The organism is Streptomyces sp. NPDC018026 (assembly GCF_044327745.1).
Taxonomy (GTDB): domain Bacteria; phylum Actinomycetota; class Actinomycetes; order Streptomycetales; family Streptomycetaceae; genus Streptomyces; species Streptomyces rubrogriseus.
The window spans coordinates 116,390-141,604 of sequence record NZ_JBIRFY010000010.1 but is presented as its reverse complement, the minus strand read 5'-3'; the positions used below and the strand labels follow the sequence as shown (position 1 = coordinate 141,604).

The window sequence follows — 25,215 nt, the reverse complement described above, 5'->3', positions numbered from 1 at the left end:
CCCGAACGCGACCCCACGCGTTCCGGGCCGTGTGCGTCGCCGGGCCGGGCCGGTCGCCACGACCGAGAGGACACCCCCTCGTGCAGCAGAACCCCCACACCCACGCCGCCCCCGGGGCCGCGCGTCCCGTCCTGCGGGGCGTCCGGCGGCGGCTGGCCGGCGTGACGGCCGCCGCGGCCGCGGTCCTCGTGCTCGGCACCCTCACCGGCCCGGCCGCCCAGGCCGCCGACAACCCGTACGAGCGCGGCCCGGCCCCCACCGAGTCCAGCATCGAGGCCCTGCGCGGTCCCTACTCGGTGGCCGACACCCGCGTCTCCTCGCTCGCGGTCACCGGATTCGGCGGCGGCACCATCTACTACCCGACCAGCACCGGCGACGGCACGTTCGGCGCCGTCGTCATCGCGCCCGGGTTCACCGCGTACCAGTCGTCCATCGCCTGGCTCGGCCCGCGGCTGGCCTCCCAGGGCTTCGTGGTCTTCACCATCGACACCAACACCACGCTGGACCAGCCCGACTCCCGCGGGCGGCAACTGCTGGCCGCCCTGGACTACCTGACCGGGCGCAGCTCCGTCCGCGGCCGGATCGACAGCGGCCGGCTCGGCGTCATGGGTCACTCCATGGGCGGCGGCGGCACCCTGGAGGCCGCCAAGTCCCGGCCGTCGCTCCGGGCGGCGATACCCCTCACCCCCTGGAACCTGGACAAGAGCTGGCCGGAGGTCAGCACGCCGACGCTGGTCGTCGGGGCCGACGGCGACACCATCGCCCCCGTGGCCTCGCACGCCGAACCGTTCTACTCCGGCCTGCCCTCGTCGACCGACCGGGCCTATCTGGAGCTGAACAACGCGACCCACTTCTCGCCCAACACGTCCAACACGACGATCGCGAAGTACAGCGTCTCCTGGCTCAAGCGCTTCATCGACAACGACACCCGCTACGAGCAGTTCCTGTGTCCGCTGCCGCGGCCGAGCCTGACGATCGAGGAGTACCGGGGCAACTGCCCGCACGGCTCCTGACACCCGCCGCTGTGCCGGCGCACGACCGGGCCCGGTGCCCGTTGGGCGCCGGCACAGTGCCCGTGCCGCCCGCCCGGGCACACAACCGCAGGTGACGGCGGCGATACCCGGACGGGCACGGGCGGATCGACGCCTTCCGCGCCGGGTTACGCGCGCGTAACCTCCCCGGAATGACCGGACAGACGACCGTACGTACGGCCGTGCGGGTCCACGGCCGGAGCGCGCAACGCAGGGCGCTGCGCGCGATGTTGGACGCGCTGCCCACCCACGGCGGCCGGCTCCTCCTGGCCGGCGAACCGGGACTCGGCCGGACCACTCTGCTCCAGTGGGCCGCCCGCTCCTTCCGGGCCGGTCCCGTACTCCACCTCGGTCCCGGCCCCGACGTGAACGCGCACCCCACCGCCGGGCAACTGCTCGACACGCTGCGGGCGGCGGCCGTCGCGGCGCCGGTACTCGTGTGTGTGGACGACGCCCACCGGTGGGACGCGCCGGCCCGCACCGAGCTCGCCCGTGCGGCGCGGCGCCTGTCCACCGCCGGCCGGGTCGGCCTGCTGCTCTCCGTCGCCTCGGACCGTGCCGTCGACCCGGAGTTCGCCCGGCTGCCCGTCGTGCACCTGGACCCGCTGGCACCGGCGAGGGCCGCCGCCCTGCTCGACGACGTGACCGACGGCGTCGCCGCACCGGCGGTCCGCGAGCGGCTCCTGGCCGAGGCGGAGGGGAACCCGGCCCTGCTCGTCGCCCTCGTCCGCCGCCTGTCACCCGCCGAGCTGCGCGGACACCGGCCGCTGCCCGGTCCGCTGGCCGACGCGGCGGCCCTCGCCGAAGCCGCGGGCGGTGTGCCGACCGGTTCGTCCGCCCATGCGCGGGACCTGCTGCTGACGGTGGCGGCGGCCGGAGAGGCCTCGGACGGGGCGGATACCGACATCGACGCCGGCCTGGTCCGCGACGCGCTGCGGCGCCTGCGGGCGGCACCGGGGCCCGGTCTCGCTCCGCGTCCCGGTCCCGGTCCCGGTCTCGCTCCCGGTCCCGCTCCCGGTCCCGGTCTCGATCCCGATCCGGGTGCGGAACCGCTGCCCGAGCAGCTCGTCCTGGCCGGTGACCGGCTGCGCTTCCGCAGTCCGCTGGTCCGCCGAACGGTGTACGCCACCGCCGCCGCGGACCGGCGCCGCGCCGTGCACCGTGCGCTGGCCGACGCGCTGGACGGCGGCGGCCACCGGCTCACGGCGCTGTTGCACCGCTCGTGGTCCCTGGGCGGTCCGGCACCCGCACCCGGGTCGGCCGACCGGCTGGCGGCGACGGCCGCCGACGGCGCGGTGTCCGCCTCGCACCGGCTGCGCGCGACCGCGTTCGCCCGTGCCGCCGAGCTGACGGCCGACGGGGCACGGCGGGCGGAGCGCTACACCGCCGCGGCCGAGCAGGCCCTGCTCGCCGGGCGACCCGAACGGGCGCGCCCCCTGCTCGCCGCGGCCCGTGACCGTGCCGCCCCCGCCGCCGTCCGGGGACGGGCCGAGCTGCTGCGCGGTGTGACGGAACTGCGGGACGGACCGGTCGGTGACGCCCACCAGTCCCTGCTGCTCGCCGCGTCCCTGCTCGCCGCGGACGATCCGGCCCAGGCCGCGACGGCCGTACTGGCCGCGGCCGACGCGGCCTGGGCGGCGGGCGACCTGCCGGCGTGCCTGGCCACGCTCGCCCGCCGGCCCTCGCCCCGCGCCGAGCACTCGTTCCATGGGTCCGACGGGCCCGCCGCCCGCACGGCCGCCGTCGTACGCGACCACCGCGTCGGGATGCGGGCGCTGCTCGAAGGACGGCTCGACCGGGCCGGGGCACCGCTCGGGCAGGTGGTCCGGTGGGGCAGGACCGAGGACCGGCCGGAGACGCTGCTGCGGTCGGCCGCGGCGGCGCTGCTGCTCGGGGACGTGGACGCCGCCCGCAGCGGCGGGGCCCGGGCGCTGGCCGCGGCCCGGCAGCTCGGGTCGGACGCGCTGGTCCCGCGGGCACTGGAGTACCTCGCGTACGCCGAACTGCGCGCCGGACGGCACCCGCAGGCCCGTACCCACGCGGAGGAGGGGCTGCGCACCGCGCTGCGGGCCGGGCAGCGCAACACGGCGGCCCACCACCGCGCGGTGCTGGCGCTCGCCGCGTCGATCGAGGAGGAGCCGGACGCCGTCGCCCGGCACGTCACGGCCGCGCTGGACACGGCCCGCCGGCACGGGCTCGCCCAGGCGGCCACCCTCGCCCAGTGGGCGGCGGCCCGCGCCGACCTCGGCCGGGGGCGCCCCTTCGACGCGGCCGACCGGCTCGGACTCCTGGTGCTGCCCGGACCGGGGCGGGGCCACTTCGCGGTCTGGCGGCTGGCCGTGCCCTGCTTCGTCGAGGCCGCCGTGCTCGCCGGACGCGACGAGGACGCCCGCGAGGTTCTCACGGACTTCGCCGACTGGGCGGCGTTCGGCGCCGACCCGCAGGCCGCCGCCCAACTCGCCCGCTGCCACGCCCTCCTGGCCCCGGCGGAACACGCCGACGCCCTCTACCGCCGTGCCCTCGACCGGCACGACGAGGCGGGCGGCGACTTCGAGCGGGCCCGCACCGCGCTGCTGTACGGCAAGTGGCTGCGCCGGCGCCGCAGACCCCGTGAGGCCCGCGGCCGGCTCGGCAGCGCGCTGGCCGGCTTCGAGCGCTGCGGCGCCGGCGTCTGGGCCGCGCAGGCACGCGACGAACTCCGCGCCCTCGGGGCGGCCCCGCGGGACCCCGGCACCGGAGCCGGAACACCGGCCCGCCTCGGCCGCCTGACCCCGCAGCAACTGCGCATCGCGCGGCAGGTCGCCGAGGGCGCCACCAATCGCGAGGTCGCGCTGACCCTCGGGGTGAGCACCCGCACCGTCGACTACCACCTCCGCAAGGTCTTCGCCGCCCTCGGCGTACGGTCCCGCCTGGAGCTGGCCCGCATGGTCGGGCAGGCCGAACGGGCCCAGGAGGCGCAGGCGGCCCAGGACGCGCGTCCAGCCGGACAGCAGGAAAAGACCGGTGCACAACCCTAGGGACCGACCGGACGGTATGCCATCCTTCGGGGCAGGACGAGTCAGGGGGCAGGCCCGGCGCGGCGGGACGGCCCGTCGCGGGAAGGCGCCTCCGCAAGCCCTGCCCCGGGGAGGACCGCGATGCAGCACGCCGTACGGTCACGAGCAGCGATCCGCACCGGGCTGACGCCCGTTCCGCGCCCGCGGACACCCGGAGTCACGTCGTTGATCGACGCCGACGCCCTGCGTGTCCTGCACCGGGCCGCCCGCGCCCTGCTCGACGACCTGCCCGACCTGACCGACCGGCTGATGGCGCTGCTGCGGGAACAGGAGCCCGCCTACCGGGCCGCCCTCACCCAGGACCCCACCGCCACCTGGCAGGAGGCCCACCGCTCCCTGCGGCACAGCGTGGCCTCGCTGCTCGACCCGCGCGGCGCCCGGGACGCGGCCCGCCGCTGCTCCTGGCGGATCGGCGCCGCCCGCGCGGAACAGGGACTCCCGCTGGACGCCCTGCTGCACGCCTTCCGCCTGGGCGGCTCGCTGGTGTGGCAGCGGCTGGTCGAGGAGACCTCCAGGGCCGCTCCGGAGGACGTGCGGCTCCTCGTGCACGTGGCCGCGGACGTGTGGAACTTCGTCGACGAGCACTGCACCCTCGTCGCGGACGCCTACCGGCAGACCGAGTGGCAGATCGGCCGGCGCCGCGAGAACCGGGTCCGGCAGCTGGCCGCCGGCCTGCTCGACGGCACCGGTCGCATCGCCGACCTGCCCGAGGCGGCCCGGGCCCTCGGCCTCCCGGAGCACGGCCGGTACCTCGTCGTCGCCGTCACCGGCGGGCCACCGGCCCGGCCCGACGCCGCCCGCGCCGCCGTACCGCCCGGGAGCCGGGTCCACTGGCACGCCGGGGCGGAGGCCGACTACGGCATCGTCTCGCTCGGCGACCACGACGGGCTCCCGGACCCGCACCGGCCGGAGGTCGCGCCGGGCGTTCCCGTCGTCCCGGGCCTCCGGGTCGGTGTCGGCAGCCCGGTCGACGGACTCGCCGCCGTCGGGGACGCCCGGCGGCTCGCGGACACGGCCCTGGCCATCTGCCCTCCGGCCGGGGGCACCGTGCGACTGGCCGACCAGCTCCCCGCCGCGCTGGCCGTCTCCAGCCCCGAGCTGGGCCGGGCCCTCGCCGAGAAGGTGCTCGGTCCCCTGCTCCGCCTGGAGTCCGCCGACCGCGAGGTGCTCCTCGACACCCTCACCACCTGGCTCGACTGCGACGGTTCCGCCCAGCGCGCCGGCGAACGCCTCTACTGCCACCGCAACACGGTCCTCAACCGCCTGCGCCGCTGCGAACAGCTCACCGGCCGCTCCCTCGCCCGCCCGGCCGACCTCGTCGAGTTCAGCCTGGCCCTGACGGCACGCCGCGTCCTGCCCGACTGAGGCACCCTGGCGACCGACGCCCGAACCGACCGCAGCCACCGCCCGACTCCGGTCCCGCGGCCCGGCGGCGTCGCCCCCGTCGTCCGGATCCGCCCTGCCCCTGTCCGGTACGCGGCGCTCGGCTGCCCCGCGCCGTTGCCGCGGCAGACGGTCTCCCGGCGTTCCCGCACCGCCCCCGGCTCCAGTGCCGCAGCCGGGCGGCGGTGTTCCCGGCCGTTCGGGGCCGCCCCGCGAGGCCTGCTTCTGGGCATCCGCACAGACTCGGCGCCCGGGGACTGGGACCCCGCAGCGACCCTGCCGGACCACCCTGTACGGCCCCCGGGGTCCGTGCTGTCGTGAGCTCCCCCCTTCACCGTCACCGTGCCGTTCCGGCCCGGTCCCAAGGAGCCGCGATGCCCGCAGCACCACCGGACGGCGCGCCCGCGCTGCACGTCGAAAGCCTCGACGTGACGTACGGGCGCGCACTGTCCGCCCTCCGCTCCGTGTCCCTGACCGTCCCGCACGGCGCCGTCGTCGCGCTGCTCGGAGCCAACGGCGCCGGCAAGACGACGCTGCTGCGGGCCGTCTCGGGCACCCTGCGCCTGCACCGCGGCGCGATCACGGCCGGACGGGTCCGCTACGGCGACACGGTCCTGGACGGCCGGGACCCGGTCGCCGCCGTACGCGCCGGAGTCGTCCAGGTGCCCGAGGGCAGGCGGGTCTTCGCCGGACTCACCGTCGACGAGAACCTGCGGGCCGGCGGGCTCGGCCTGAACCGTCGCGCCCCCGCCCAGGTCCGCGAGGCCAGGGAGCGCGTCTTCACGCTGTTTCCCAGGCTCGCCGAGCGCACCCGCCAGGCCGCGGGTCTGCTGTCCGGCGGGGAACAGCAGATGCTCGCCATCGGCCGGGCCCTGATGGCCGCACCCCGCCTGCTCCTGCTCGACGAGCCCTCGCTCGGACTCGCCCCGATGATGGTCGACCGCATCGCCGAGGTCGTCCGCGAGATCAACGCCCAGGGCACCGCCGTCCTCCTCGTCGAACAGAACGCCGGCATGGCCCTGTCGCTCGCCGAGCACGCCCACGTCCTTGAGGTCGGCGAGATCCGGCTGTCCGGCGCCGCCGCCGACCTCGCCCGGACGGACGCCGTACGCCGCCTCTACCTGGGCGAGAGCACCGGCGGCGCCGACGGGAAGGGGGCCGCGTGACCGCCCCCGCCGCACCGCCCGCGCTCGACGTGCGCGGCGTGACCGTGCGCTTCGCCGGTCTCCTCGCCCTCGACGACGTCTCCTTCACCGTCGCCCCCGGCACCGTGCACGCCGTCATCGGCCCCAACGGCGCCGGCAAGTCCACCTGCTTCAACGTCCTGTCGGGCCTGTACCGGCCCACCGCGGGCACCGTACGGCTCGGCGCCGCCGAACTGACCCGGCTCGCCCCGCACCGGATCGCCGCCCTGGGCGTCGCCCGCACCTTCCAGAACATCGTCACCACCCAGGGCACCGTCGCCGACAACCTGATGCTCGGTCGGCACGCACTGTCCCGCGCCGGTTTCACGGCCAGTGCCCTGCGCCTGCCGCGCGCCCGGCGCGAACAGCGCGCCCACCTCGCCAGGGCCCGCGAGATCGCCGAACTCACCGGTCTCGGCGCCCACTTCGACTCACCCGTCGCGCTGCTGTCGTACGGCGACCGCAAACGCGTAGAACTCGCCCGCGCCCTGTGTCTGGAGCCCCGTGTCCTGCTGCTCGACGAACCCGTGGCCGGCATGAACGCCGCCGAACGCACCCGCATGACCGAGGTCGTCCGGGAGATCCGCGCCGAACTCGGCCTGTCCGTCGTCCTGGTCGAGCACGACATGGGCCTGGTCATGCGGCTCGCCGACGAGGTCACCGTCCTCGACTTCGGCCGGGCCGTCGCCCACGGCACCCCCGACCAGGTCCGCCGCGACCCCGAGGTGCTCCGCGCCTACCTCGGCACCGCCACCACGGGGGAGGACGCGGCATGACCGGCTTCCTGGACAGTCTGCTGGGCGGCCTCGCCCTGGGCTCGGTGTACGCCCTGATCGCCCTCGGCTTCGTCACCATCTTCAAGGCCTCCGGCGTCCTGAGCTTCACCCACGGCTCACTGCTGCTGCTCGGCGGCTACCTCGTCGCCGTCCTCCACGACGACCTCGGCTTCGCCGGGGCACTGGCCGTCGCGGTGCTCGTGACGGCGGCCGCCGCCGGGGCGCTGGACCGGCTGGTGCTGCAACGCGTCGGCGGGAGCGACCCGCACGCCGCCCACGTCCAGACCATCGTCACCATCGGCGTCGACATCGTCCTGGTCACCGACCTCGCCCGGCGCATCGGCGGAGACCTGCTGCCGCTCGGCGACCCCTGGGGCTCGGCCGTGACCGACCTCGGCCCGGTGACCGTGGCCGACAGCCGCATCGCCGCGATCCTGGTGTCCGCCGTCGCCATCGGCGGCGCCTTCGCCCTCTTCCGGTACACCCCCTGGGGCCTGTCGCTGCGCGCGGCGGCCGAGGACCGGGAGGCCGCCGCCCTCATGGGCGTACGGCTCACCCGCGTACGCACCGCCGCCTGGTGCCTGGCCGGCGCCCTCGCCGCCCTCGCCGCCGTCTTCCTGGTCGCCTTCCCGGCGCCCGGCCTGGAGCGCACCACCGGCCAGATCGCGCTGAAGGCATTCCCCGCCGCGATCCTCGGCGGCATGACCTCCCCGGTCGGCGCCCTGGTCGGCAGCATGCTGATCGGCCTCACCGAGGCCTTCGTCGCCGGTTACCAGTCCGAACTGCACGTCCTCGGCGAGGGCTTCGGCGACGTCGCGCCGTACGCCGTGATGGTGCTGGTCCTGCTGGTGCGTCCCGCCGGACTCTTCGCGGCGAAGGGAGCGGCCCGTGTCTGACCCGCGCACCCTCCTCCTCGGGCGGGGCCCGCTCCTGCTGGTCGCCCTGCTCCTGTGCGCCCTGCCCTTCTACCTGGACGCCTTCTGGCTGCGCATCGGCCTGTTCTCCATGGCCGCGGCCATCGGCGCCGTCGGACTCGGCCTGCTCAGCGGCACCGCCGGGCAACTCTCCCTCGGACACGCCTTCTTCCTGGCCGTCGGCGCCTACGGCTACGTCTGGCTGGCGGGCGAGCCCGGGCCGGGGCTGCCGCCCGCCGTCGCCGCCGTCCTGGCCGTCCTGCTCGCCGGGGCGGCGGGCGGGCTGTTCAGCCCCGTCGCCGGACGCGTCAAGGGCATCTACCTCGGCGTCGCCACCCTCGCCCTGGTCTTCCTCGGCCACCACGTCCTGCTCACCGCGGACTCCGTCACCGGCGGCTTCAACGGCCGCTCCGTGCCGCCGCTGGAACTGGGCGGCTTCACCTTCGCCGAGTCGGACCCCGAACTCACCCTCCTGGGCGTGCCGTTCGGCGCCGAGGAACGGCTCTGGTACCTGGGCCTGGCCCTGTTCGCCGTCACCTGGTTCACCGCGCGCGGACTGCTGCGCGGACGGCCCGGACGCGCCCTGGCGGCGGTGCGCGACAGCGAGACCGCGGCAGCCGTGATGGGCGTGCACGTGGCCCGGTACCGCTCGGCCGCGTTCGTCGTCTCGTCCATGTACGCGGGCCTCGCCGGAGTCCTGCTCGCGCTCTCCTTCCGCCGCGTGGTGCCCGACTACTTCTCCCTCGCCCTCTCCGTCGACTACCTCGCCATGATCGTCATAGGCGGCCTCGGCTCGGTGGCCGGAGCCACCGCCGGAGCCGTCTTCGTCACCGCCCTGCCCCTGCTGATGACCCGCTACGCAGACCAGCTGCCCCTGGTCGCGGCACCCGGGTCCGGCGGCGGCTCGATCGGCCCGACCGAGGCGTCCCGCTACCTCTACGGCGCGGCCATCGTCGTGATCCTCCTCTACGCCCCAGACGGCCTGCACGGACTGGCCCGCCGCGGCCGCGCCCGCCTGCGCCGCCGCCCACCCGGCACCGGACCCTCGTCCGGACCCGCCCGGACCGGCCCGGACGCCCCTTCCGGCACCACCGGCACCACCGGCACCGACGACACCTCCGGCACCGACGACACCTCCGCACGAGCCAAGGAGCACACCCCGTGAACGTCAAGCACCCCAGGCCCCGCACCACCCGGACCGCCGCCCTGGCCGCGGCCCTGGCCGCCGTGCTGCTCGCGGGCACCGCCTGCAGCTCCAAGGCGGACGGCGGGAGCACCGACGACGCCGCCGACGGCGTCAAGTCCGGCCCCGGAGTCACCGACAAGACCGTCAGACTCGGCGCGCTGACCGACCTCACCGGCCCCTACGCCACCCTCGGCAAGAGCATCGTGCAGGCCCAGCAGATGTGGGCCGACGAGACCAACGCCGCGGGCGGCATCTGCGGACGCGAGGTCGAGATCGTCGTCAAGGATCACGGCTACGACGTGCAGAAGGCGGTCACCGCCTACGCCGACATCGCCCCCGACGTCGTCGCGCTGCCCCAGGTCATCGGCTCCCCGGTGGTGGCCGCGCTGCTCGACGACATCGAGCGGGACCACATGCTGACCTTCCCGCAGGCCTGGGCGGCCTCGCTGCTCGGCCGGGACTCCGTCCAGGTCCTCGGCACCACCTACGACCTCGACATGATCGCCGCCGTCGACTTCCTCACCCGCACCAAGAAGCTCGCCAAGGGCGACACGATCGGCCACGTCTACTTCGAGGGCGACTACGGCGCCAACGCGCTGGAGGGCTCCGAGTGGGCCGCCGAACAGGCGGGGATGAAGGTTGCCGGGCAGAAGATCAAAGCCACGGACACCGACCTGACCGCGCAGGTGTCCGCCCTGAGCAAGGCCGGGGTGAAGGCGATCCTGATCAGCGCGGGCCCCGCCCAGACCGCCTCCCTGGCCGGCGTGGCCGCCGCCCGAGGTCTGAAGGTGCCGATCGTCAGCAGCGCGCCCGGCTACGCGCCGCAGCTCCTGAAGACGCCCGCGGCGGCGGCGCTGGAAGCCATGGTGCACGTGGTGAGTGCCGCCCCGGCGGTCAGCTCCGACCTGCCGGGCGTCAAGAAGATGGTCGCCTCCTACCAGAAGGCCTACCCGGGCGAGCCCGTCGACTCCGGTGTGCTCTCCGGATACAACGCCGCCCGGCTGATGGGCACCGACCTGAAGAAGGCCTGCGAGGGCGGCAGCCTCACCCGGCAGGACGTGGTCAAGGCGCACCGCTCGCAGAAGAACGCCGACACCGGCCTCGGCACCCCGCAGAACTTCACCTACGTCACCGCGCCGGCCAGCCGGTCGACCTACGTGCTGAAGCCCGACGCCAAGGCGCTCGGCGGGCTGGTCGGCGTGGAGGAGGCCCACCAGGCGCCCGGAGTGGACGCGTACCTGGCCGGGCGCGGCTGACCCGATCGAGTGGCCGTCAACTGAACCTGATGACAACGGGTTTGACGGCCACTTGATCCTGCCTCTGGTTTGGCTGACCACTAGGTCTTTAGGATGTACTGTCTGTCATGCCAGTCCAGTTGGCGCCGGTACGGAGCTGGGGGAACGATGCAAGCCGACAAGCAGCTGTCCACGGAGATCGACGCCAACGTGCCGACAGCGGCACGGATGTACGACTTCTATCTGGGCGGCAAGGACAACTACGCGGCCGACCGGGCCGCCGTCGGCCAACTCGACAAGGTCGTCCCCAGTACGCGGCGACTGGCTCTGAACAACCGGCGCTTCCTCCAGCGGGTCGTCCGCGTCCTCGCCGAGGACTACGGGATACGCCAGTTCCTCGACCACGGCTCCGGCCTGCCCACGCAGGACAACGTGCACCAGGTCGCCCAGCGGGTCGCCCCCGACTCCCGCGTCGTCTACGTCGACAACGACCCGATGGTGCTGGTCCACGGCCGGGCGCTGCTCGACCAGAACGACCAGACCGCCGTCATCCACGCCGACATGCGGGCGACGGAGGAGATCTTCTCCCACCCGGACACCCAGCGCCTGATCGACTTGTCGAAGCCGGTCGCCGTGCTGTTCAACTCGGTGTTCCACTGCATCCCGGACAGCGACACGGACGGCCCCCTGGCGGTCGTCCGCCGGGTGACCGAGCGGCTCGCGCCCGGCAGCTTCGCGGTGATGTGCCAGCTGGTCAGCGAGGACGCCGAGGTGCGGAAGTTCGTCACGGACTTCATGGACCAGGCGACGCAGGGCCACTGGGGCCGGGTGCGTGAGCCCAAGGACGTCGAGGCACTCTTCGAGGGCATGGACATCCTGGAGCCGGGGCTCGTGGAGGTCTCCACCTGGCGCCCGGACACCGAGGTGGCGCCGCGTCAGCTCACCGACGAGTGGATCGAGTTCGGCGGCCTGGGACGTCTGCGCTGACGACGGCCGGCCAGGCCGCCCGCCGTCGTTCGTGGCGCTACTTGTCCGGGTAGCGCGTCGCCATCGTCTCGCGCAGCCGCTCCAGTGACTCCCGGGGAGTGAGCGCCTCGTCGGCCAGCCGGTCCAGCGCGACCCGGTACTCCTCGGTCTCGTCCTGGTCCTCCAGGAAGTTGGCGCTCCTGATGTGCTCCAGGTAGACCACGTCCGGCAGGCTGGTGCCACCGAAACGCAGATAGGTGACCGGGATCGCGGGCGCCGACGCGTTCGTCACGTCCAGCGGCACGATCTGCAGCGTCACCTGGGGCAGCCTCGCCATCGCGGCCAGGTGGGCGAGCTGCTCGCGCATGACCTCGCGGCTGCCCAGCACACGCAGCAGCACGGACTCGTCGATGATCGCCCACAGTTGCGGCGCGTCGGCACGCTTCAGCAACTCGGTCCGGCGCTTGCGCAGTTCGACCCGGCGCCCGACCTCGCTCGCGGGTGCGTTCGGCAGGCCGCGCCTGACCACGGCATCGGTGTACGCCTCGGTCTGCAGCAGACCGGGGACGTACTGGATCTCGAAGGTACGGATGGTCGCCGCGGCCTCCTGGAGACCGACCAGGCGGTCGAACCACTCGGGCATCAGGCGCTTGTCGTACCGCTGCCACCAGCCCGGTTCGCCCGCCCGTTGCAACAGCTTGAGCAGCACCGAGGCCTCGTACGGATCGGTGCCGTACTGCTCAAGCAGTGCCCGGACGTCGGTCTCCGTGGGAGGCCTGCGGCCCTTGCCCGACTCGATGCGCGAGAGCTTGGCCGCGCTGAAGCCGAGCGCGCGTGCGGCCTGGTCCTGGGAGAGGCCGGCGTCCTCGCGGAATCCCGTCAGCTGGACGCCGACGAGCATCTTCAGCAGGGTCGGAGCCGGCTCGGCCCGATCCAGATAGGGTTCGAGACGGGAGATGCGATGCGACGCGGCGGACATCCTGACTCCCAGCAGACCGGCAGACTTGAAGGAAAGACTATCTCATCCCATCGGTGCCCGGCGCATCCGCCCGTGGAAATCGGGTAGTTGGGCTCCGCTTCCGGGGCCGCCGCGTCGCCCCGCGCCCTACACCAGGTGGTCGAACTCGCCCTCCTTCGCGCCCGCCAGGAACGCCGCCACCTCGGCCGGTGTGTAGACGAGCGCCGGACCGTCGGGATCACGGGAGTTGCGCATCGCGATGCCTCCGTCCACGAGGGCGACCTCGACGCAGTTGCCCTCGGCGTTGCTGTGCCGACTCTTCTTCCAGCAGGCGTCCAACAAGCTGGCCTGCACTCCGTTGCGCACTGGTGGCACCGCGGTCTCCTTGCTGTTCGGGGGAGCGGACCGAGTCGTGCCGGTCCCCGAGCGCCCCCATCCGACTTTTTTCGCGCAATTTCTCGTGCAATTGCACGCGAGCGCTCTAAGCGTGGATAATAGCCGTGGCGTCAACCCCTTGGTCGACGCCCTGTTCTGACGTCGCATCAGGGAGATGCTGTGCCGTCACCTGCGCATCCAACGCTCCGGTCGCCCGGCGAACCCGTGTCGGAGGCAGGCGCGACGACCCGCTCCGGAGGGCTCCCGTACCCGGTGCGAGCCACCGTCGGCCGGGCCGACCCGGCGTCGTCCGCCCCGTACGCGGGTCGTCCCGCCCTCGGCAACCGCCCGGCCGCCGCCGTACTGCGCGTCGCGTGCAGCGGGGAGGGGTTCGCCCGGGCCCGGGTCTTCACGCGGGAGACCCTGCGCGGATGGTCGCTCGACCACCTCGGGGACGACGCGGTCCTCGTGATCACCGAACTCGTCTCCAACGCGCTGACGCACGCGGTGCCGCCGTCGGCGGCCGGCGCACCGGAGATCAGGCTCGGACTCGCCCTGGGCTCCGGCCGGCTGACGCTGACCGTCTCCGATCCCGGGGACGGCGCGCCCCGGTTCGACCCGTCCGACGGCTCCGCACTCCGGGAGCACGGACGGGGCCTGTGCATCGTCGACGCCCTCGCCGAGGAGTGGGGCTGGACCCCGCGCCCGCCGGCCGGCAAGACGGTCTGGGCCACGTTGCCGACCCGCCCCCTCACCTGACCCGACTGCCGCGGAAGGGCCCCACACCATGCGCAGCGCTCCGACACCCGAGCCGAGCATCCGGCGCACCGACCGTCAGACGCCGCCCGGCTCCCCCCGCACCACCACCCTGCTCGCGGGCCTGGACGGCGTGCCCTGGAGCGACATCCAGGACTCCACCGGCTCGGCGGCGGCCATTCCCCGGCTGCTGCGCAAGGTCGCCCGGGGCGACGCCGAAACCGCCCGCGCCGCCCTCGGCGACCTGCGCAGGCGCATCTGCCAGTACGGCTTCGTCGTCGAGCAGGCGACCGCCGCGACCGTGCCCTTCCTGTGGGAGCTGGCGCAGCGGCCCCAGGTGAGCTGCCGGGCGCAGATCATCCAGCTGCTCAAGAACATCGCCGACGCCCGACAGTGGGAGACCACCGCCACCGCCTACCCCAAGCTGCTCAACCACCGTGAGAACCCGGTGGCCTGGGAGCGCGCGGCGCGGCAGGCCGTCCGCGCCCGGCGGGACGGACTGGAGCGGCTGCTGGCGGAGGACGACACCGAGATCATGCGCGCCACCAGCGAACTCGCCCGCACCCTCGGGGACTGAGACCGGCACCCTTCCCGGACCGGGACCCGCGCCCTCCACGGGGGAGAAGGCGCGGGTCCCTCCCAAGGCGCGGAACGGTGTGGCGTGCTCCCGGCCGACAGGGTAGGAAAGCGCGGGAAGCAAGCGCTTGCCCCACTCGGTCACCAGGAGGACCACGCCGATGGCGTCGTCGATGGAAAAGCCGCTCGATCACACCTACCGGGGCGAACACCCGATACGCACGCTCGTCTACCTGTTCCGCGCCGACCGCCGCCGACTGGCCGGCGCGGTCGCCGTCTTCACCGTCAAGCACAGCCCGATCTGGCTGCTGCCCCTCGTCACCGCCGCCATCGTCGACACCGTGGTCCAGCACGGTCCGATCACCGACCTGTGGACCAGCACCGGGCTCATCATGTTCATCCTGGTGGTCAACTACCCGCTGCACCTGCTCTACGTCCGCCTGCTGTACGGCAGCGTGCGCCGCATGGGCACCGCCCTGCGCTCCGCGCTGTGCACGCGGATGCAGCAGCTCTCCATCGGCTACCACTCGCGGGTCAGCGCGGGCGTGCTGCAGGCCAAGGTGGTCCGGGACGTGGAGACGGTGGAGCAGATGGTGCAGCAGACCGCCGAGATCGGGCTCGGCGCGTTCACCGTCCTCACCGGCGGACTCGTCATCATCGCCGTGCGCACCCCGGAGTTCCTGCCCGTCTTCCTCGTCGTGGTCCCCGCGGCCTCCCTCCTCGTGGCCCGCCTCCGCGCCCGGCTGCGCACTCACAACGAACGCTTCCGCCACGAGGTGGAGACCCTGTCCTCCCGGGTCACGGAGATGACCCGGCTCATCCCGGTCACCCGGGCCCACGGCCTGGAGGGCAAGGCGCTGCGCCGCATGGACGGCACCCTGGACCGGCTGCTGACCTCCGGGATGCGCCTGGACCTGGTCAACGGACGCTTCGGTTCGCTCTCCTGGGTCGTGCTCAACGTGGTCGGCGTCCTGGTGCTGGCGGGAGCCGCGCTGATCTCGTACTACGACGTCTGGGGCGTCACCGCGGGGGACGTCGTCATGCTCAGCGCCTTCCTGACCACCCTCACCAACTCCACGACGACGCTGGCGGGCCTCGCCCCCGTCATCACCAAGGGCCTGGAGTCCGTCCGCTCGGTCGGCGAGGTGCTGCAGGCCCCCGAACTGGAGGACAACGAAGGCAAGAAGGAGGTGACCGCACTGCGCGGAGCCGTCGCCTTCGAGGGCGTCGGGCACCTCTACGACGGCGACGGACGGCCCGCCGTCAGCGACTTCACCCTTTCCGTCGAGCCCGGCGAGACCATCGCCCTGGTCGGCGCGTCCGGCGCCGGCAAGTCCACCGTCCTCAACCTGGTGATCGGCTTCCTGCGGCCGACCTCGGGTCGGCTGCTGCTCGACGGAACCGACATGAACACCCTCGACCTGCGCACGTACCGGCGCTTCGTCTCGGTGGTGCCCCAGGAGTCCATCCTGTTCGACGGCACCATCCGGGAGAACGTCGCCTACGGCATGGACGAGGCCGACGAGGAGACGGTGCGCGACGCCCTGCGCGACGCCAACGCCCTGGAGTTCGTCGACCGGTTGCCGCGGGGTCTGGACACCCTGGTCGGGGAACACGGGGCGCGGCTGTCCGGCGGGCAGCGTCAGCGGCTGGCCATCGCCCGCGCCCTGATCAGGGACCCCCGGGTGCTCATCCTCGACGAGGCCACCTCGGCGCTGGACACCCGCTCGGAGGCGCTCGTCCAGCAGGCGCTGGCCCGGCTGCTGCGCGGGCGCACCACCTTCGTCGTGGCGCACCGGCTGTCGACCGTGCGGGGCGCGGACCGGATCGTGGTGATGGGCGAGGGCCGCATCCAGGAGATCGGCACGCACGAGGAACTGCTGGCCGGGGGAGGGGCGTACAGCGCACTCCACAGCGGTCAGGTCGCCTGAGCGCGTCCGGGTCCCGTTCTCACGCCGGTGCGCAGGGGCCGCCGAGGACGCGGGCCGTGTAGTCGGCGAGCTGGGCGCGCATCCGCTCGCGGGACACGCCCCGCCGGCCGGCCAGGTGCTCGACGAGGTCGGCGCGGACGGCGGCGAGGAGCGCGTGGGCGGCGAACTCCCCGTCGTCGAGGCCGGGCACCTCCTCCAGCACCGCATGGAGCAGGCCGTGCCAGCGCTCGTAGTGTCCGGCGTCGTAGGGGCTGTCGCGCCCGGCGGCCTCCAGCGCCAGCGCCAGGCCCCGGTTGTCGAGCTTGAAGCACAGGACCGCGTCGAGCAGGGCGGCGACCCGCTCCCGCGGCGGGGTGCCGGGGCCCAGCGGCGGCGGACCCGTCTCGACGGCCTCCTCGACCGGTTCGAGCCGCGCCGCGTACAGCGCAGCGACCAGTCCGACCCGGTCGCCGAAGGCCCGGAAGAGGGTTCCCTTGCCGACCCCGGCCGCCGTCGCGACGTCCGCCATGGTGACGTCGTCCGGGCTCTCGCAGCGCACGAAGAGCGCGTCGGCGGCGGCGAGGACGGCGGCCCGGTTGCGGGCCGCGTCCTTGCGGGGCTTGCGCTCGGTCACGGGGTCTCCTCCGTCGAAGGGTGGGGGGCGTTGCAAAGCGGACCGGCGGTCCGTATTATTTGAAGCGGACCACCGGTCCGAATTCTATGCGACGGATGCGCCGGGAAGGCGCGATGCAGAGGAGCACACCCATGTCCATCCCCGTTCCCCACCCCTCCGGCGCGCCCGCCGCCGCGTCGGACCTGTTCCGGCACGGGCTGCGCCTGCTGCTGGACAAGGACATCGACGCCTGGGTCGGCCTGTGGGCCGACGACGGTGTGGCGGAGTTCCCCTTCGCCCCCGACGGCTGGCCGCGGCGGCTCGAAGGGCGGGAGGCGGTCGCCGCCTACATGCGGCACTACCCCGACCACATCGACCTGCACGACTTCCCCGAACTGCGGATCCACGAGACGACCGACGCACGCACCGTCGTGGTGGAGATGCGCGGTGTCGGCCGGCTGGTGCGGACGGACGCCCCCTTCGACATGACGTACATCGTCGTGGCGACCGTCGAGGACGGGCGGTTCACGTCCTGCCGTGACTACTGGAACCCACTGGCAGTACTGGAACCCGGCGCCGACTTCGCCGCCGGCACCCGATGACCGGCATCGGCACGACACTGGTCGTCGGCGCCACCGGCACGACCGGGAGCCGCACCACCGCGCGGCTGGTCGGCGCCGGTCACCGGGTGAAGGCCGCCGGACGGCGCGCGGCCCCGGTGCCGGGCGCCGAGCCGGTCCGCTTCGACTGGTACGACGCCACCACGCACGAAGCCGCCCTCGACGGCACGGACCGGGTCTACCTCGTCCCGCCGGTGGGCGACACGGATCCGGCCGCGGTCATGCTGCCCTTCCTGCGCCGCGCCCGCGCGGCCGGCGTGCGCCGCGCCGTGCTGCTCAGCTCCTCCGCCGTTCCCGAGGGCGGCCCCGCGGTCGGCGCGGTGCATCGCGAACTGCCCGGCCTGTTCGACCAGTGGGCCGTGCTCCGGCCCTCCTGGTTCATGCAGAACTTCACCGGCGACCACGCCCACGCGGACGGCATCCGCAGGCACGGCACCTTCTGGACCGCCGCCGGGAGCGGCCGGGTGGCCTTCGTCGACGCCGACGACATCGCCGCCGTCGCCGTGCACGCCCTCACCGACGACCGCGCCCCGAACACCGGTCTCGTCCTCACCGGCCCCGAGGCCCTCGACCACGACGAGATCGCCGCCGTCCTCACCAGGGCCGGCGGCAGGCCGGTCGTCCACCGCGGCCTGACCCCCGAGGAGTTGCGCGCCCGCCTCGCGAGCGTGGTGCCGCCGGACTTCGCCGCGCTCCTCGCCGACCTGGACCGGGCGATCGCCCAGGGGGCCGAGGACCGCACCACCGACATCGTCGAACGCGTCACCGGCCGCCCGCCGCGCGCCTTCCGGGAGGTGGTGCACAGGGAGTCGGCAGGGCGTTGAACGCCCGGATCCGGTCAATTGCGGGCGGCGGCGGGCACGGTGCGATTGTGACGGCGGGGGCCGGGCATACGCAGCGAAAGCCGAGAGAGGGGCGCTTCGTGCTCGAACCGGACCCGAAGGTCGTCAGGGAGTTGCTGACGCGGTACGCAACGCTGCGGATCGCCCAGGCCGAGCGGCCGCGGCCCGCGGTGACGCGGGAACTGGCGGACGTCAGTTACACACTGTGCGTGATGCTGGCGACGACCAGTGTCCACGACGCGGTGGCGAAGGCGGACGCGCTGCTGCTCGCCAAGGGGCGCGCGACACCGCAGGCGTGCCCGGCGGACGTCGACGGGGAGAGCGGCCTGTCACTGGCCGTGTGATGCCCCGGGAGCCCGGGTGTTGCCCGCCGGCCCCCGGTGGCGGCACTGGCGAGATCCCGTCGGAAGTCGTCGTTTCAGCCTCTGGGCGACCGGTCGCGGTCTTCCTACCGTGGATCTCGATCACCGCATCGCCCGATCCCCCGGAGCCCGCCCCATGACCAAGATCCTGCTGTCCCTCCACGTCCTGGCGGCCATCGTCGCCGTCGGACCCGTCACCGTCGCGGCCAGCATGTTCCCGGCCGCCGCCCGGCGGGTGCCGGTGGCCGCGACCGTCGGGGGAGCGGACGGGGCGGGAGCCGGGGACGCCGGGGGCGTCGGCACCGTCCGGCTGCTGCACCGCATCTGCCGGGTCTACGCCGCTCTGGGCATCGCGGTGCCGGTCCTGGGCTTCGCCACCGCCGCCGCGATGGGCGTGCTGTCGGACGCCTGGCTCGTCGCGTCCATCACCCTCACGGCCGTCGCCGCGGGGCTCCTGGCCGCCTTCGTGCTGCCGCGCCAGGAGGAACTGCTGGAGGAGTTGACCGACGGGCGGCCGGTCGAACGGGCCCGCACGGCCCGGCTCGCCATGTTCACCGGCGTGTTCAACCTGCTGTGGGCGACCGTGACCATCCTCATGATCGTGCGGCCCGGCTCCACGACCGGCGCCTGAGCGGCCGTTCACATCCTGGCGGAATGCGCACCACCACGTGAACGGGCGCCTAGACTGCTCAGTCGCGCCTCCGTGCGGGGGCGGACGACACGAAAGGCACGTTGACGGGTGTTCCAGGATTCCCCCATCTACGACCGACTCGTCGCCGAACGCGGTGACGTCCCCGAGCAGGTGCGGCGGGACGCCGAGCGTGTGAGCAGGGAACTGGAGGTGGTCATGCGTCCGCTGCGCGCCCCCGGACACCTGCCGGGCGCCGAGCGCCAGCCGTCCCCCGGCGCCGGCTGGCAGCGCACCGCCCTGCTGCCCGGACCGCGCCCGCACTGACGGCCGCGGCCCGCCTCACCCGACCGCCGCCGCGTCGGGGCCGCCCGGCTCCACCGCGTCCGCGGCGCCGGGCCGGGCCAGCCAGTCGGCGATGGTGCGGGCGATCGGCTGGCCGGTGTCCACCTCGACGAAGCCGAACTGCCCGGACTGGTTGCACTCGAGGAACCACCAGGTGCCGTCGCCGTCCTCGGCGAAGTCCAGGGCGCCGTAGGCCAGTCCGGCCGCCCGGAGGTAGGCGCGGACCCCCTCGGCGACCCGCCGGGGCACCTCGGCCGGCCGCCACGGCTCGCCCGATCCGGCGAAGCGGACGTCCACCTCGTCGGGGTCCAGGCTCGCGAGTGCCGTCTTGCGGGCGGCCAGCAGCTCCTCCCCGACGACGGTCAGCCGGATGTCGGCCCGCTTGGCGACCCGGCGTTGCAGCAGCGTCGGGCCGTGCGCGACGGCGGAGAAGTCGGCCTCGGGCGGCACCCGGCTGGTCGGCACCGCCAGCGGCGGATCCTGCGGGTGGGCGCCCGAGACGGGCTTGACCACCAGATCCGGGTAGCGCTCGGCGAACTCGCGCGCCGCCCGCGGAAACGTCGTGATCAGCGTCGCCGGCACGGGCAGCCCGCACCGCTGGGCGAGACGCAGCTGCCAGGGCTTGTACCTGGCCCGGTGCGCGGCGTCGGGCTGGTTCATCCAGCGCGCTCCCGAGCCCCGGAGCATGCCGTACAGCGCCTGACCGGCCTCCTCGGTCAGCCACGCGGACGGCTCGGCGGCCCGGGTCGCCGCGCCCCCCGGCCTGCGCACCCAGACGGACCGCAGCCCCCCGATGCTCACCAGGCGGCCCCCCGAGGACAGATGGCCCCGGAAGGAGCCGTGCACGAACTCGCCGGAGAGCGCGACGGAGTCGGTGAGGTCGGCGGGGTCCAGCCGGACCACCGGTACCCCTGACGCGTTCAGGTGCACCACCACCATGTCGGCGGTGACGTCCTCTTCACTGGTCAGGATCAACACGGTCATTCTCGACGACCCGTGTTCAGTCGTCGAAGTGAGTCTTCGACCCCGCGGTGGAGGTCGTGGTCCCCAGTTCTCTCAGCAGCGCGTGGTCGCAGGCGGCCACCCGCCCGTCGAGAAGCACGTTCAACTGCAGCCCGGAGTCGTAGACGTACGGAGTGGTGGCTTCCAACTCCACTGTCGGCCGTGCGTAGTTGAGCGCGAACGGTTGCATCGTCTCTCCCTAGTCGGTGCTGCGCCGATCAGATGACGGTCCCTTTGCGCCGTCATCTGGTCCGCCGACTTCCTTCGGCTTCCAGAGACTTATACGAATCGAACGGGTGATTGGTTTCCTTACGCTGCGTAATCACCGGGCGGGCCGGTGGTCCGCCGCCGTTCCGCGGGGCCCTGCCGGCCGCCGGTCGCGCCGCGCGTGGACCGCAGGGCGAGAAGCAGGACGCCGATGTCGTCCAGGTAGACCGGATCGGGCAACAGGTCGGCCGGGAGGACCAAGTAGAGGACCGCCCCCCAGAACACCCAGCGCGGGCCCGTCGGAAGCCCGGCCCGCCTGAGGTCCCGTCGGGTGCGGACCAGGCGCACCAGGACGGCGACCGCCGCCGCGAGGACGAGCGCCGCGAGCAGCACCGCCACGACGATCACTGTGGTCGTGTCCACGGGTCCCTCCTCCGGCGCGCGGTGCGCGCCTCCCTGACCGGATGCCCGCCGCCGGCGGCGGCAAGTCCGCGGGACGGGTTCTCTCATCCCGGTGGCCCACCCGGAGTGGCACGGTGCGGTGGACGTGCCTAGTAATGGCAGCACACAGCGCGAGTCGCATGTCGGGGACGCAGGGCGGCCGCACCCCCATCACACGGAGAGATCATGACGACCGGCTCTTCATCACCCCGCTCGCCCGAGTACGCCATATCCGCCCTGGACCTGCCCACCGGGGAGACGACCACGACCACCGGCACGGCGCGACCGCCGGGCGCGGAACCCGGGGCACGGACCTCTTCCGGCCGCACCGTGCCCGAGCAGGAGAGCGACGTCTGGGACGTCGACTTCGACGACGCCGACCTCCCCGAACTGGATCCCGACCCCGATCTCCCCGCTTCCGGCGGCCCCGGCCCCCGCGCACCCGGCGCCGACTCCGGCACGGGCGCCGACGCGGACGCCGACGTGGAGGCCGAAGCGGCCCACGGGTACGGCGATCCCGTCGGCGACCTCGTGCGCGCCGCCGTGGCCGACCGGCCGCTGGACGAGGTCGTCGACCTGATCACGACGCTGGAGCGGTCACCCCAGTACGCACAGGCCACGGGGGACGCGCTTCGCGCGGTCGGCGTGAACCGGTCCGTCGAGGACGTGACCCGGCTGGTCGGCCTGCTGACCCGGCCGCCGCGCCAGTGCGACAGCGCGGACGAGGCGATCCGGGCCGCGGCGGAGTGCCGGTCCGTGGAGGACGTGACCCGGCTGATGGCGCTGCTGCACCGCACGCCCCTGGAACCGCACTGCGGCCGGGCGGCCGTGCGCGCCGCCGCCACCGGCCGGCCCGTGGAGGAACTGGTCGAACTGATCGGCCGGCTCGCCGAGAGCGGCCACGTGCGCCCGGAGCGGCCCGATGCCCGGCGGCCGCGGGCGGACCGGGACGCGGCCGACGAGGACGACGGGGAGGAGCTCGCACCCCGGCCGGCGGGGCTCGGCGGCACCTCCGCCCGAGCGGACCGCCGCGGTCGTGAACTCCGCAGGCCGCTCCGCCCGTTCCGCCGGGGACGGGACCGCGACAGCGCCCGCGCCGCACCCGACCGCGACAGCGCCCGTGCCGCACCCGACCGCGACAGCGCCCGTGCCGCACGCGACCGCGACAGGGCCCGAGCGGTGCGCGACCGCGCAACGCGGCGGGCCGCCCGCGGTCCGGCCTGGCCGGCCCGGCTCACCGTCGCCGTCCTGGCCGGGTGCGGCGTCGCCTACTTCCCGCTGCACCGCGGTGACGCCTCGGCACCGGCCTACGGGGTGGCGCTCGGCCTGTCGGCGCTCTGCCTGGTGCTCGCCCTGCTGCTGACCGTGCGGCCGGCCGTGCCGATGCTCGCCGCCGCGGTGGTGGGACCGGCGGCGCTGGCCGCGGCCAGGCTCTACGGCAGCGCCACCCCCTCGGCGCGGGTGACCCCGGTCACGGACCTCACGCTGGCACCGCTCTGGGTCGCGGTCGGCGTGGCCGTGGCGGCCTCGCTCGTCGCGCTGACGGCGCTGTGCGTGCGGGTGGCCTCGCAGGACTCCGCCCGCCGCCGGCCGGCCCGCCCGGTGGCCGTGTCCGGCCGCACCGCCGCGGACTGACCGCCGCCCGATCCCCGCACCGTGTGCGTGGTCCGCGCCGGACGGTGAACCGGCGCGGACCACCACGGGTCCGCCGTCAGACGCCCAGCATGCCCGCGGGGTGCTCGTGTGCGAGCAGCGCGGTGAGCACCCGGTCCGGAGTGAGCGGCAGCTCCCGGAAGCGGATGCCGGTGGCGTGGTGGACGGCGTTGCCGACGGCCGCCGCCGAGCCCACGATCCCGATCTCGCCGATCCCCTTGCTGCCCATGGGGTTGAGGTGGTCGTCCTCCTCCTCGACCCAGTGCGCCTCGAGGTCGGTGACGTCGGCGTGCGCGGGCACGTGGTACGCCGCCAGGTCGCGCTGCACGAAGTCGCCGAACACCGGATCCATCGTGCTGTCCTCGGTCAGCGCCATACCGAGCCCCATCGTCATGCCCCCGATGAACTGGGAGTGGGCCGTGCGCGCGTTGAGGATGCGCCCCGCGGCGAAGACGCCCAGCAGCCGCCTCACCCTGACCTCGCCGGAGACGGTGTCCACGCCCACCTCGGCGAAATGGGCACCGAACGCGTGCCGGGCGAAGGGGCTTTCGGCGTCCGCCGTCCCGGAGGTGTCGGCCTCGGCCGTGATCCCCTCGTCCGGCAGCCGCCCCGAGTGCTCCGCCAGCCGGCCGTTCAGCCGCACGCACGCCTCGTGGACGGCCGACCCCCAGGACGCGGTGCCCGAGGAACCACCGGCCATCGGGGCGAACCCGATGCCGCTGTCGGCTACGTCGAGCCGCACCCGGTCCAGCGGGGTGCCGAGGGCGTCCGCCGCGATCTGCGCGAGCACCGTCCGGGCACCCGTGCCGATGTCGGTGGCGTTGACCCGCACCAGGAAACCGCCGTCGGGCAGGGCACGCGCCGCGGCGACGCACGGGGAGACCAGCACCGGATAGGTGGCCGAGGCCACCCCGCTGCCGATCAGCAGGGCCCCCGCCTCGCGGGACCGGGGCCGGTGATCGCGGCCCTCCCAGCCGAAGCGCCGGGCGCCCTCGCGCAGACACTCCACCAGATGCCTGCTGCTGAAGGGCTTTTCGCTGTCCGGCTCACTCTCCGGTTCGTTGCGGATCCTCAGCTCCACCGGGTCGACACCCAGTTCGGCGGCCAGCTCGTCCATGGCGGACTCGAGGGCGTACATGCCGGGGCACTCGCCCGGGGCGCGCATCCAGGACGGTGTGGGCACGTCCAGCGCCGCCACTCGGTGGGCCGTGCGCAGGGCGGGCGTGCCGTACATGACGCGGGCCGGGACCGCCGCCTGCTCCACGAACTCCTTCACCCGGGAGGTGTGCGTCGTCACCTCGTGCACCAGCGACGTCAGCCGGCCGCCGGCGTCCGCGCCCAGGCGCAGCCGGTGCAGGGTCGGCGCGCGGTGTCCGACGACGGAGGGCAGGTAGCGGCGCGGCAGCGCGACGGTGACCGGCCGCCCGGTCTCCCGCGCCGCCATCGCGGCCAGCACCACCTCGGGCCGCGGCGTGCCCTTGGAGCCGAAACCGCCGCCCACGTGCTCCGCGAGCACCGTGATCCGGTCCTCGGACAGGGCGAACAGGCGCGCCAGCTCCGCCCGCACCGCCGAGGTGCCCTGGCTGGAGGAGTGCACGGTCAGCCGCTCGCCGTCCCAGTGCGCCGTACTGGTGTGCGGCTCCATGGGGTGGTTGTGCAGCGGCGGCACCGTGTACGCGACGTCCACCCGGGTCGCCGAGGCGGCGAACGCGCCGTCCGGGTCACCGTGCCCGGTGACGGCCGGGAAGCCGCCGTTGGCGGAGTCCGGGACGTAGGCCCCGGAGTGCGCGGCGGTGAGTGTCACGTCGTGCGGCTCGGTCTCGTAGGTGATCCGCACGGCGGCGGCACCGGCCCGGGCCGCCTCCAGCGACTCGGCCACCACCAGGCCCACGAACCACCCCCGGTGCGGCACGTGCGGGCCCTGCAGCACGGCCAGCGTCGGGTCGTCGGGAGCGCCGAGCCGGGGCGCGTTCTCGTGCGTGAGCACGGCGAGTACGCCGGGCAGCGCGAGCGCGGCCGCGGTGTCGACGCCGGTCACCCGGCCCCGTACGACCGTCGCGGGTACCGGCCAGGCCTGGGCGCGGCCCGGCTCCGGGTACTCGGCGGCGTACCGGGCGGTGCCGGTGACCTTCTCCCGCCCCTCCCGGCGCTCGACGGGAGCGCCCAGGACGGCATCGGTGGCGGTCATGGAGTCCT

At 74.4% G+C, this 25,215-nt stretch carries 25 protein-coding genes; 18 read left to right on the top strand and 7 right to left on the bottom strand.

What is annotated here, in order from left to right; genetic code table 11:
- Nucleotides 1–80: 80 nt before the first annotated feature.
- The 9 genes from ACH4D3_RS28195 to ACH4D3_RS28155 all read left to right on the top strand — a co-directional run bounded on the left by ACH4D3_RS28195 (nucleotide 81) and on the right by ACH4D3_RS28155 (nucleotide 11,752).
- Nucleotides 81–1,013, top strand: a complete 933-nt coding sequence (locus ACH4D3_RS28195; RefSeq protein WP_398327456.1) for an alpha/beta hydrolase family protein — start codon at nucleotides 81–83, stop codon at nucleotides 1,011–1,013.
- A 170-nt stretch (nucleotides 1,014–1,183) separates the two neighbouring features.
- Nucleotides 1,184–4,048 carry a LuxR C-terminal-related transcriptional regulator gene (locus ACH4D3_RS28190; protein ID WP_398327453.1) on the top strand — a complete coding sequence of 955 codons (2,865 nt, stop codon included), beginning with the start codon at nucleotides 1,184–1,186 and terminating at the stop codon, nucleotides 4,046–4,048.
- Nucleotides 4,049–4,168: 120 nt separating this feature from the next.
- Entirely contained in the window at nucleotides 4,169–5,452 is a 1,284-nt protein-coding gene (locus ACH4D3_RS28185; RefSeq protein WP_398327450.1) for a PucR family transcriptional regulator, read from the top strand.
- Between the two features lie 392 nt (nucleotides 5,453–5,844).
- Complete coding sequence (locus ACH4D3_RS28180; protein WP_398327447.1) at nucleotides 5,845–6,636, top strand: ABC transporter ATP-binding protein; 792 nt, start codon at nucleotides 5,845–5,847, stop codon at nucleotides 6,634–6,636.
- Entirely contained in the window at nucleotides 6,633–7,430 is a 798-nt protein-coding gene (locus tag ACH4D3_RS28175; protein ID WP_398327444.1) for an ABC transporter ATP-binding protein, read from the top strand. The genes ACH4D3_RS28180 and ACH4D3_RS28175 overlap by 4 nt, the downstream gene beginning before the upstream one ends.
- On the top strand, nucleotides 7,427–8,326 hold the full coding sequence (locus ACH4D3_RS28170) for a branched-chain amino acid ABC transporter permease (protein ID WP_398327440.1): 900 nt from the start codon (nucleotides 7,427–7,429) through the stop codon (nucleotides 8,324–8,326). Before ACH4D3_RS28175 ends, ACH4D3_RS28170 begins: the two co-directional genes overlap by 4 nt.
- Nucleotides 8,319–9,509, top strand: coding sequence for a branched-chain amino acid ABC transporter permease (locus ACH4D3_RS28165; protein ID WP_398327437.1), 1,191 nt, complete (start codon nucleotides 8,319–8,321; stop codon nucleotides 9,507–9,509). Before ACH4D3_RS28170 ends, ACH4D3_RS28165 begins: the two co-directional genes overlap by 8 nt.
- Nucleotides 9,506–10,786 carry an ABC transporter substrate-binding protein gene (locus ACH4D3_RS28160; RefSeq protein ID WP_398327435.1) on the top strand — a complete coding sequence of 427 codons (1,281 nt, stop codon included), beginning with the start codon at nucleotides 9,506–9,508 and terminating at the stop codon, nucleotides 10,784–10,786. Before ACH4D3_RS28165 ends, ACH4D3_RS28160 begins: the two co-directional genes overlap by 4 nt.
- Before the next feature lie 147 nt (nucleotides 10,787–10,933).
- Complete coding sequence (locus ACH4D3_RS28155; protein WP_398327432.1) at nucleotides 10,934–11,752, top strand: SAM-dependent methyltransferase; 819 nt, start codon at nucleotides 10,934–10,936, stop codon at nucleotides 11,750–11,752.
- Between the two features lie 37 nt (nucleotides 11,753–11,789).
- On the opposite strand, the gene ACH4D3_RS28150 is transcribed toward ACH4D3_RS28155, so the two are convergent.
- Together ACH4D3_RS28150 and ACH4D3_RS28145 are read right to left on the bottom strand one after the other, a co-directional pair.
- Nucleotides 11,790–12,710 carry a helix-turn-helix domain-containing protein gene (locus ACH4D3_RS28150; protein ID WP_398327429.1) on the bottom strand — a complete coding sequence of 307 codons (921 nt, stop codon included), beginning with the start codon at nucleotides 12,708–12,710 and terminating at the stop codon, nucleotides 11,790–11,792.
- Nucleotides 12,711–12,836: 126 nt separating this feature from the next.
- On the bottom strand, nucleotides 12,837–13,064 hold the full coding sequence (locus ACH4D3_RS28145; RefSeq protein WP_356856013.1) for a DUF397 domain-containing protein: 228 nt from the start codon (nucleotides 13,062–13,064) through the stop codon (nucleotides 12,837–12,839).
- Between the two features lie 180 nt (nucleotides 13,065–13,244).
- Here ACH4D3_RS28145 and ACH4D3_RS28140 point away from each other — a divergent pair, with 180 nt between their 5' ends.
- The 3 genes from ACH4D3_RS28140 to ACH4D3_RS28130 all read left to right on the top strand — a co-directional run bounded on the left by ACH4D3_RS28140 (nucleotide 13,245) and on the right by ACH4D3_RS28130 (nucleotide 16,327).
- A complete protein-coding gene (locus tag ACH4D3_RS28140; protein ID WP_398327425.1) occupies nucleotides 13,245–13,823 on the top strand; it encodes an ATP-binding protein in 579 nt (192 codons plus the stop codon).
- Nucleotides 13,824–13,851: 28 nt separating this feature from the next.
- Entirely contained in the window at nucleotides 13,852–14,397 is a 546-nt protein-coding gene (locus tag ACH4D3_RS28135) for a hypothetical protein (RefSeq protein ID WP_385356553.1), read from the top strand.
- 160 nt (nucleotides 14,398–14,557) lie between these two features.
- Entirely contained in the window at nucleotides 14,558–16,327 is a 1,770-nt protein-coding gene (locus tag ACH4D3_RS28130; protein WP_398327421.1) for an ABC transporter ATP-binding protein, read from the top strand.
- Nucleotides 16,328–16,346: 19 nt separating this feature from the next.
- Here the strand turns inward: ACH4D3_RS28130 and ACH4D3_RS28125 are convergent, their stop codons facing one another.
- On the bottom strand, nucleotides 16,347–16,940 hold the full coding sequence (locus ACH4D3_RS28125) for a TetR/AcrR family transcriptional regulator (protein WP_398327418.1): 594 nt from the start codon (nucleotides 16,938–16,940) through the stop codon (nucleotides 16,347–16,349).
- 131 nt (nucleotides 16,941–17,071) lie between these two features.
- Here ACH4D3_RS28125 and ACH4D3_RS28120 point away from each other — a divergent pair, with 131 nt between their 5' ends.
- The 5 genes from ACH4D3_RS28120 (at nucleotide 17,072) to ACH4D3_RS28100 (ending at nucleotide 19,698) form a co-directional block, all read left to right on the top strand.
- Nucleotides 17,072–17,521: a nuclear transport factor 2 family protein gene (locus tag ACH4D3_RS28120; RefSeq protein ID WP_398327415.1), complete on the top strand. Its 450-nt coding sequence runs from the start codon at nucleotides 17,072–17,074 to the stop codon at nucleotides 17,519–17,521.
- A complete protein-coding gene (locus ACH4D3_RS28115) occupies nucleotides 17,518–18,363 on the top strand; it encodes an NAD(P)H-binding protein (protein ID WP_398327412.1) in 846 nt (281 codons plus the stop codon). The genes ACH4D3_RS28120 and ACH4D3_RS28115 overlap by 4 nt, the downstream gene beginning before the upstream one ends.
- A 98-nt stretch (nucleotides 18,364–18,461) precedes the next feature.
- Entirely contained in the window at nucleotides 18,462–18,725 is a 264-nt protein-coding gene (locus ACH4D3_RS28110) for a DUF5133 domain-containing protein (protein WP_398327409.1), read from the top strand.
- 154 nt (nucleotides 18,726–18,879) lie between these two features.
- Nucleotides 18,880–19,374, top strand: a complete 495-nt coding sequence (locus tag ACH4D3_RS28105; protein ID WP_398327406.1) for a hypothetical protein — start codon at nucleotides 18,880–18,882, stop codon at nucleotides 19,372–19,374.
- Nucleotides 19,375–19,482: 108 nt separating this feature from the next.
- Nucleotides 19,483–19,698: a hypothetical protein gene (locus tag ACH4D3_RS28100; protein WP_003978167.1), complete on the top strand. Its 216-nt coding sequence runs from the start codon at nucleotides 19,483–19,485 to the stop codon at nucleotides 19,696–19,698.
- Between the two features lie 15 nt (nucleotides 19,699–19,713).
- On the opposite strand, the gene tgmB is transcribed toward ACH4D3_RS28100, so the two are convergent.
- The 3 genes from tgmB to ACH4D3_RS28085 all read right to left on the bottom strand — a co-directional run bounded on the left by tgmB (nucleotide 19,714) and on the right by ACH4D3_RS28085 (nucleotide 21,348).
- Nucleotides 19,714–20,700 carry an ATP-grasp ribosomal peptide maturase gene (gene tgmB / locus ACH4D3_RS28095; protein ID WP_398327402.1) on the bottom strand — a complete coding sequence of 329 codons (987 nt, stop codon included), beginning with the start codon at nucleotides 20,698–20,700 and terminating at the stop codon, nucleotides 19,714–19,716.
- 16 nt (nucleotides 20,701–20,716) lie between these two features.
- A complete protein-coding gene (gene tgmA / locus ACH4D3_RS28090) occupies nucleotides 20,717–20,908 on the bottom strand; it encodes a putative ATP-grasp-modified RiPP (RefSeq protein WP_315979479.1) in 192 nt (63 codons plus the stop codon).
- A gap of 119 nt (nucleotides 20,909–21,027) precedes the next feature.
- The gene (locus tag ACH4D3_RS28085) at nucleotides 21,028–21,348 is read right to left on the bottom strand and encodes a DUF1232 domain-containing protein (protein WP_398327399.1); all 321 of its coding nucleotides are present in this window, start codon (nucleotides 21,346–21,348) and stop codon (nucleotides 21,028–21,030) included.
- A 204-nt stretch (nucleotides 21,349–21,552) separates the two neighbouring features.
- Between ACH4D3_RS28085 and ACH4D3_RS28080 the strand changes: the two genes are divergently transcribed.
- A complete protein-coding gene (locus tag ACH4D3_RS28080) occupies nucleotides 21,553–23,001 on the top strand; it encodes a hypothetical protein (RefSeq protein WP_398327396.1) in 1,449 nt (482 codons plus the stop codon).
- A 76-nt stretch (nucleotides 23,002–23,077) separates the two neighbouring features.
- Here ACH4D3_RS28080 and ACH4D3_RS28075 read toward each other — a convergent pair whose 3' ends face one another.
- A complete protein-coding gene (locus ACH4D3_RS28075) occupies nucleotides 23,078–25,207 on the bottom strand; it encodes a xanthine dehydrogenase family protein molybdopterin-binding subunit (RefSeq protein WP_398327393.1) in 2,130 nt (709 codons plus the stop codon).
- Nucleotides 25,208–25,215 lie beyond the last annotated feature (8 nt).

Coding starts and splice junctions, on each gene's coding strand:
- ACH4D3_RS28190 (WP_398327453.1), top strand. CDS start 1,184: ATGACCGGACAGACGACCGTACGTACGGCCGTGCGGGTCCACGGCCGG.
- ACH4D3_RS28185 (WP_398327450.1), top strand. CDS start 4,169: ATGCAGCACGCCGTACGGTCACGAGCAGCGATCCGCACCGGGCTGACG.
- ACH4D3_RS28180 (WP_398327447.1), top strand. CDS start 5,845: ATGCCCGCAGCACCACCGGACGGCGCGCCCGCGCTGCACGTCGAAAGC.
- ACH4D3_RS28170 (WP_398327440.1), top strand. CDS start 7,427: ATGACCGGCTTCCTGGACAGTCTGCTGGGCGGCCTCGCCCTGGGCTCG.
- ACH4D3_RS28155 (WP_398327432.1), top strand. CDS start 10,934: ATGCAAGCCGACAAGCAGCTGTCCACGGAGATCGACGCCAACGTGCCG.
- ACH4D3_RS28150 (WP_398327429.1), bottom strand. CDS start 12,710: ATGTCCGCCGCGTCGCATCGCATCTCCCGTCTCGAACCCTATCTGGAT.
- ACH4D3_RS28135 (WP_385356553.1), top strand. CDS start 13,852: ATGCGCAGCGCTCCGACACCCGAGCCGAGCATCCGGCGCACCGACCGT.
- ACH4D3_RS28130 (WP_398327421.1), top strand. CDS start 14,558: ATGGCGTCGTCGATGGAAAAGCCGCTCGATCACACCTACCGGGGCGAA.
- ACH4D3_RS28120 (WP_398327415.1), top strand. CDS start 17,072: ATGTCCATCCCCGTTCCCCACCCCTCCGGCGCGCCCGCCGCCGCGTCG.
- ACH4D3_RS28115 (WP_398327412.1), top strand. CDS start 17,518: ATGACCGGCATCGGCACGACACTGGTCGTCGGCGCCACCGGCACGACC.
- ACH4D3_RS28105 (WP_398327406.1), top strand. CDS start 18,880: ATGACCAAGATCCTGCTGTCCCTCCACGTCCTGGCGGCCATCGTCGCC.
- tgmB (WP_398327402.1), bottom strand. CDS start 20,700: ATGACCGTGTTGATCCTGACCAGTGAAGAGGACGTCACCGCCGACATG.
- tgmA (WP_315979479.1), bottom strand. CDS start 20,908: ATGCAACCGTTCGCGCTCAACTACGCACGGCCGACAGTGGAGTTGGAA.
- ACH4D3_RS28080 (WP_398327396.1), top strand. CDS start 21,553: ATGACGACCGGCTCTTCATCACCCCGCTCGCCCGAGTACGCCATATCC.
- ACH4D3_RS28075 (WP_398327393.1), bottom strand. CDS start 25,207: ATGACCGCCACCGATGCCGTCCTGGGCGCTCCCGTCGAGCGCCGGGAG.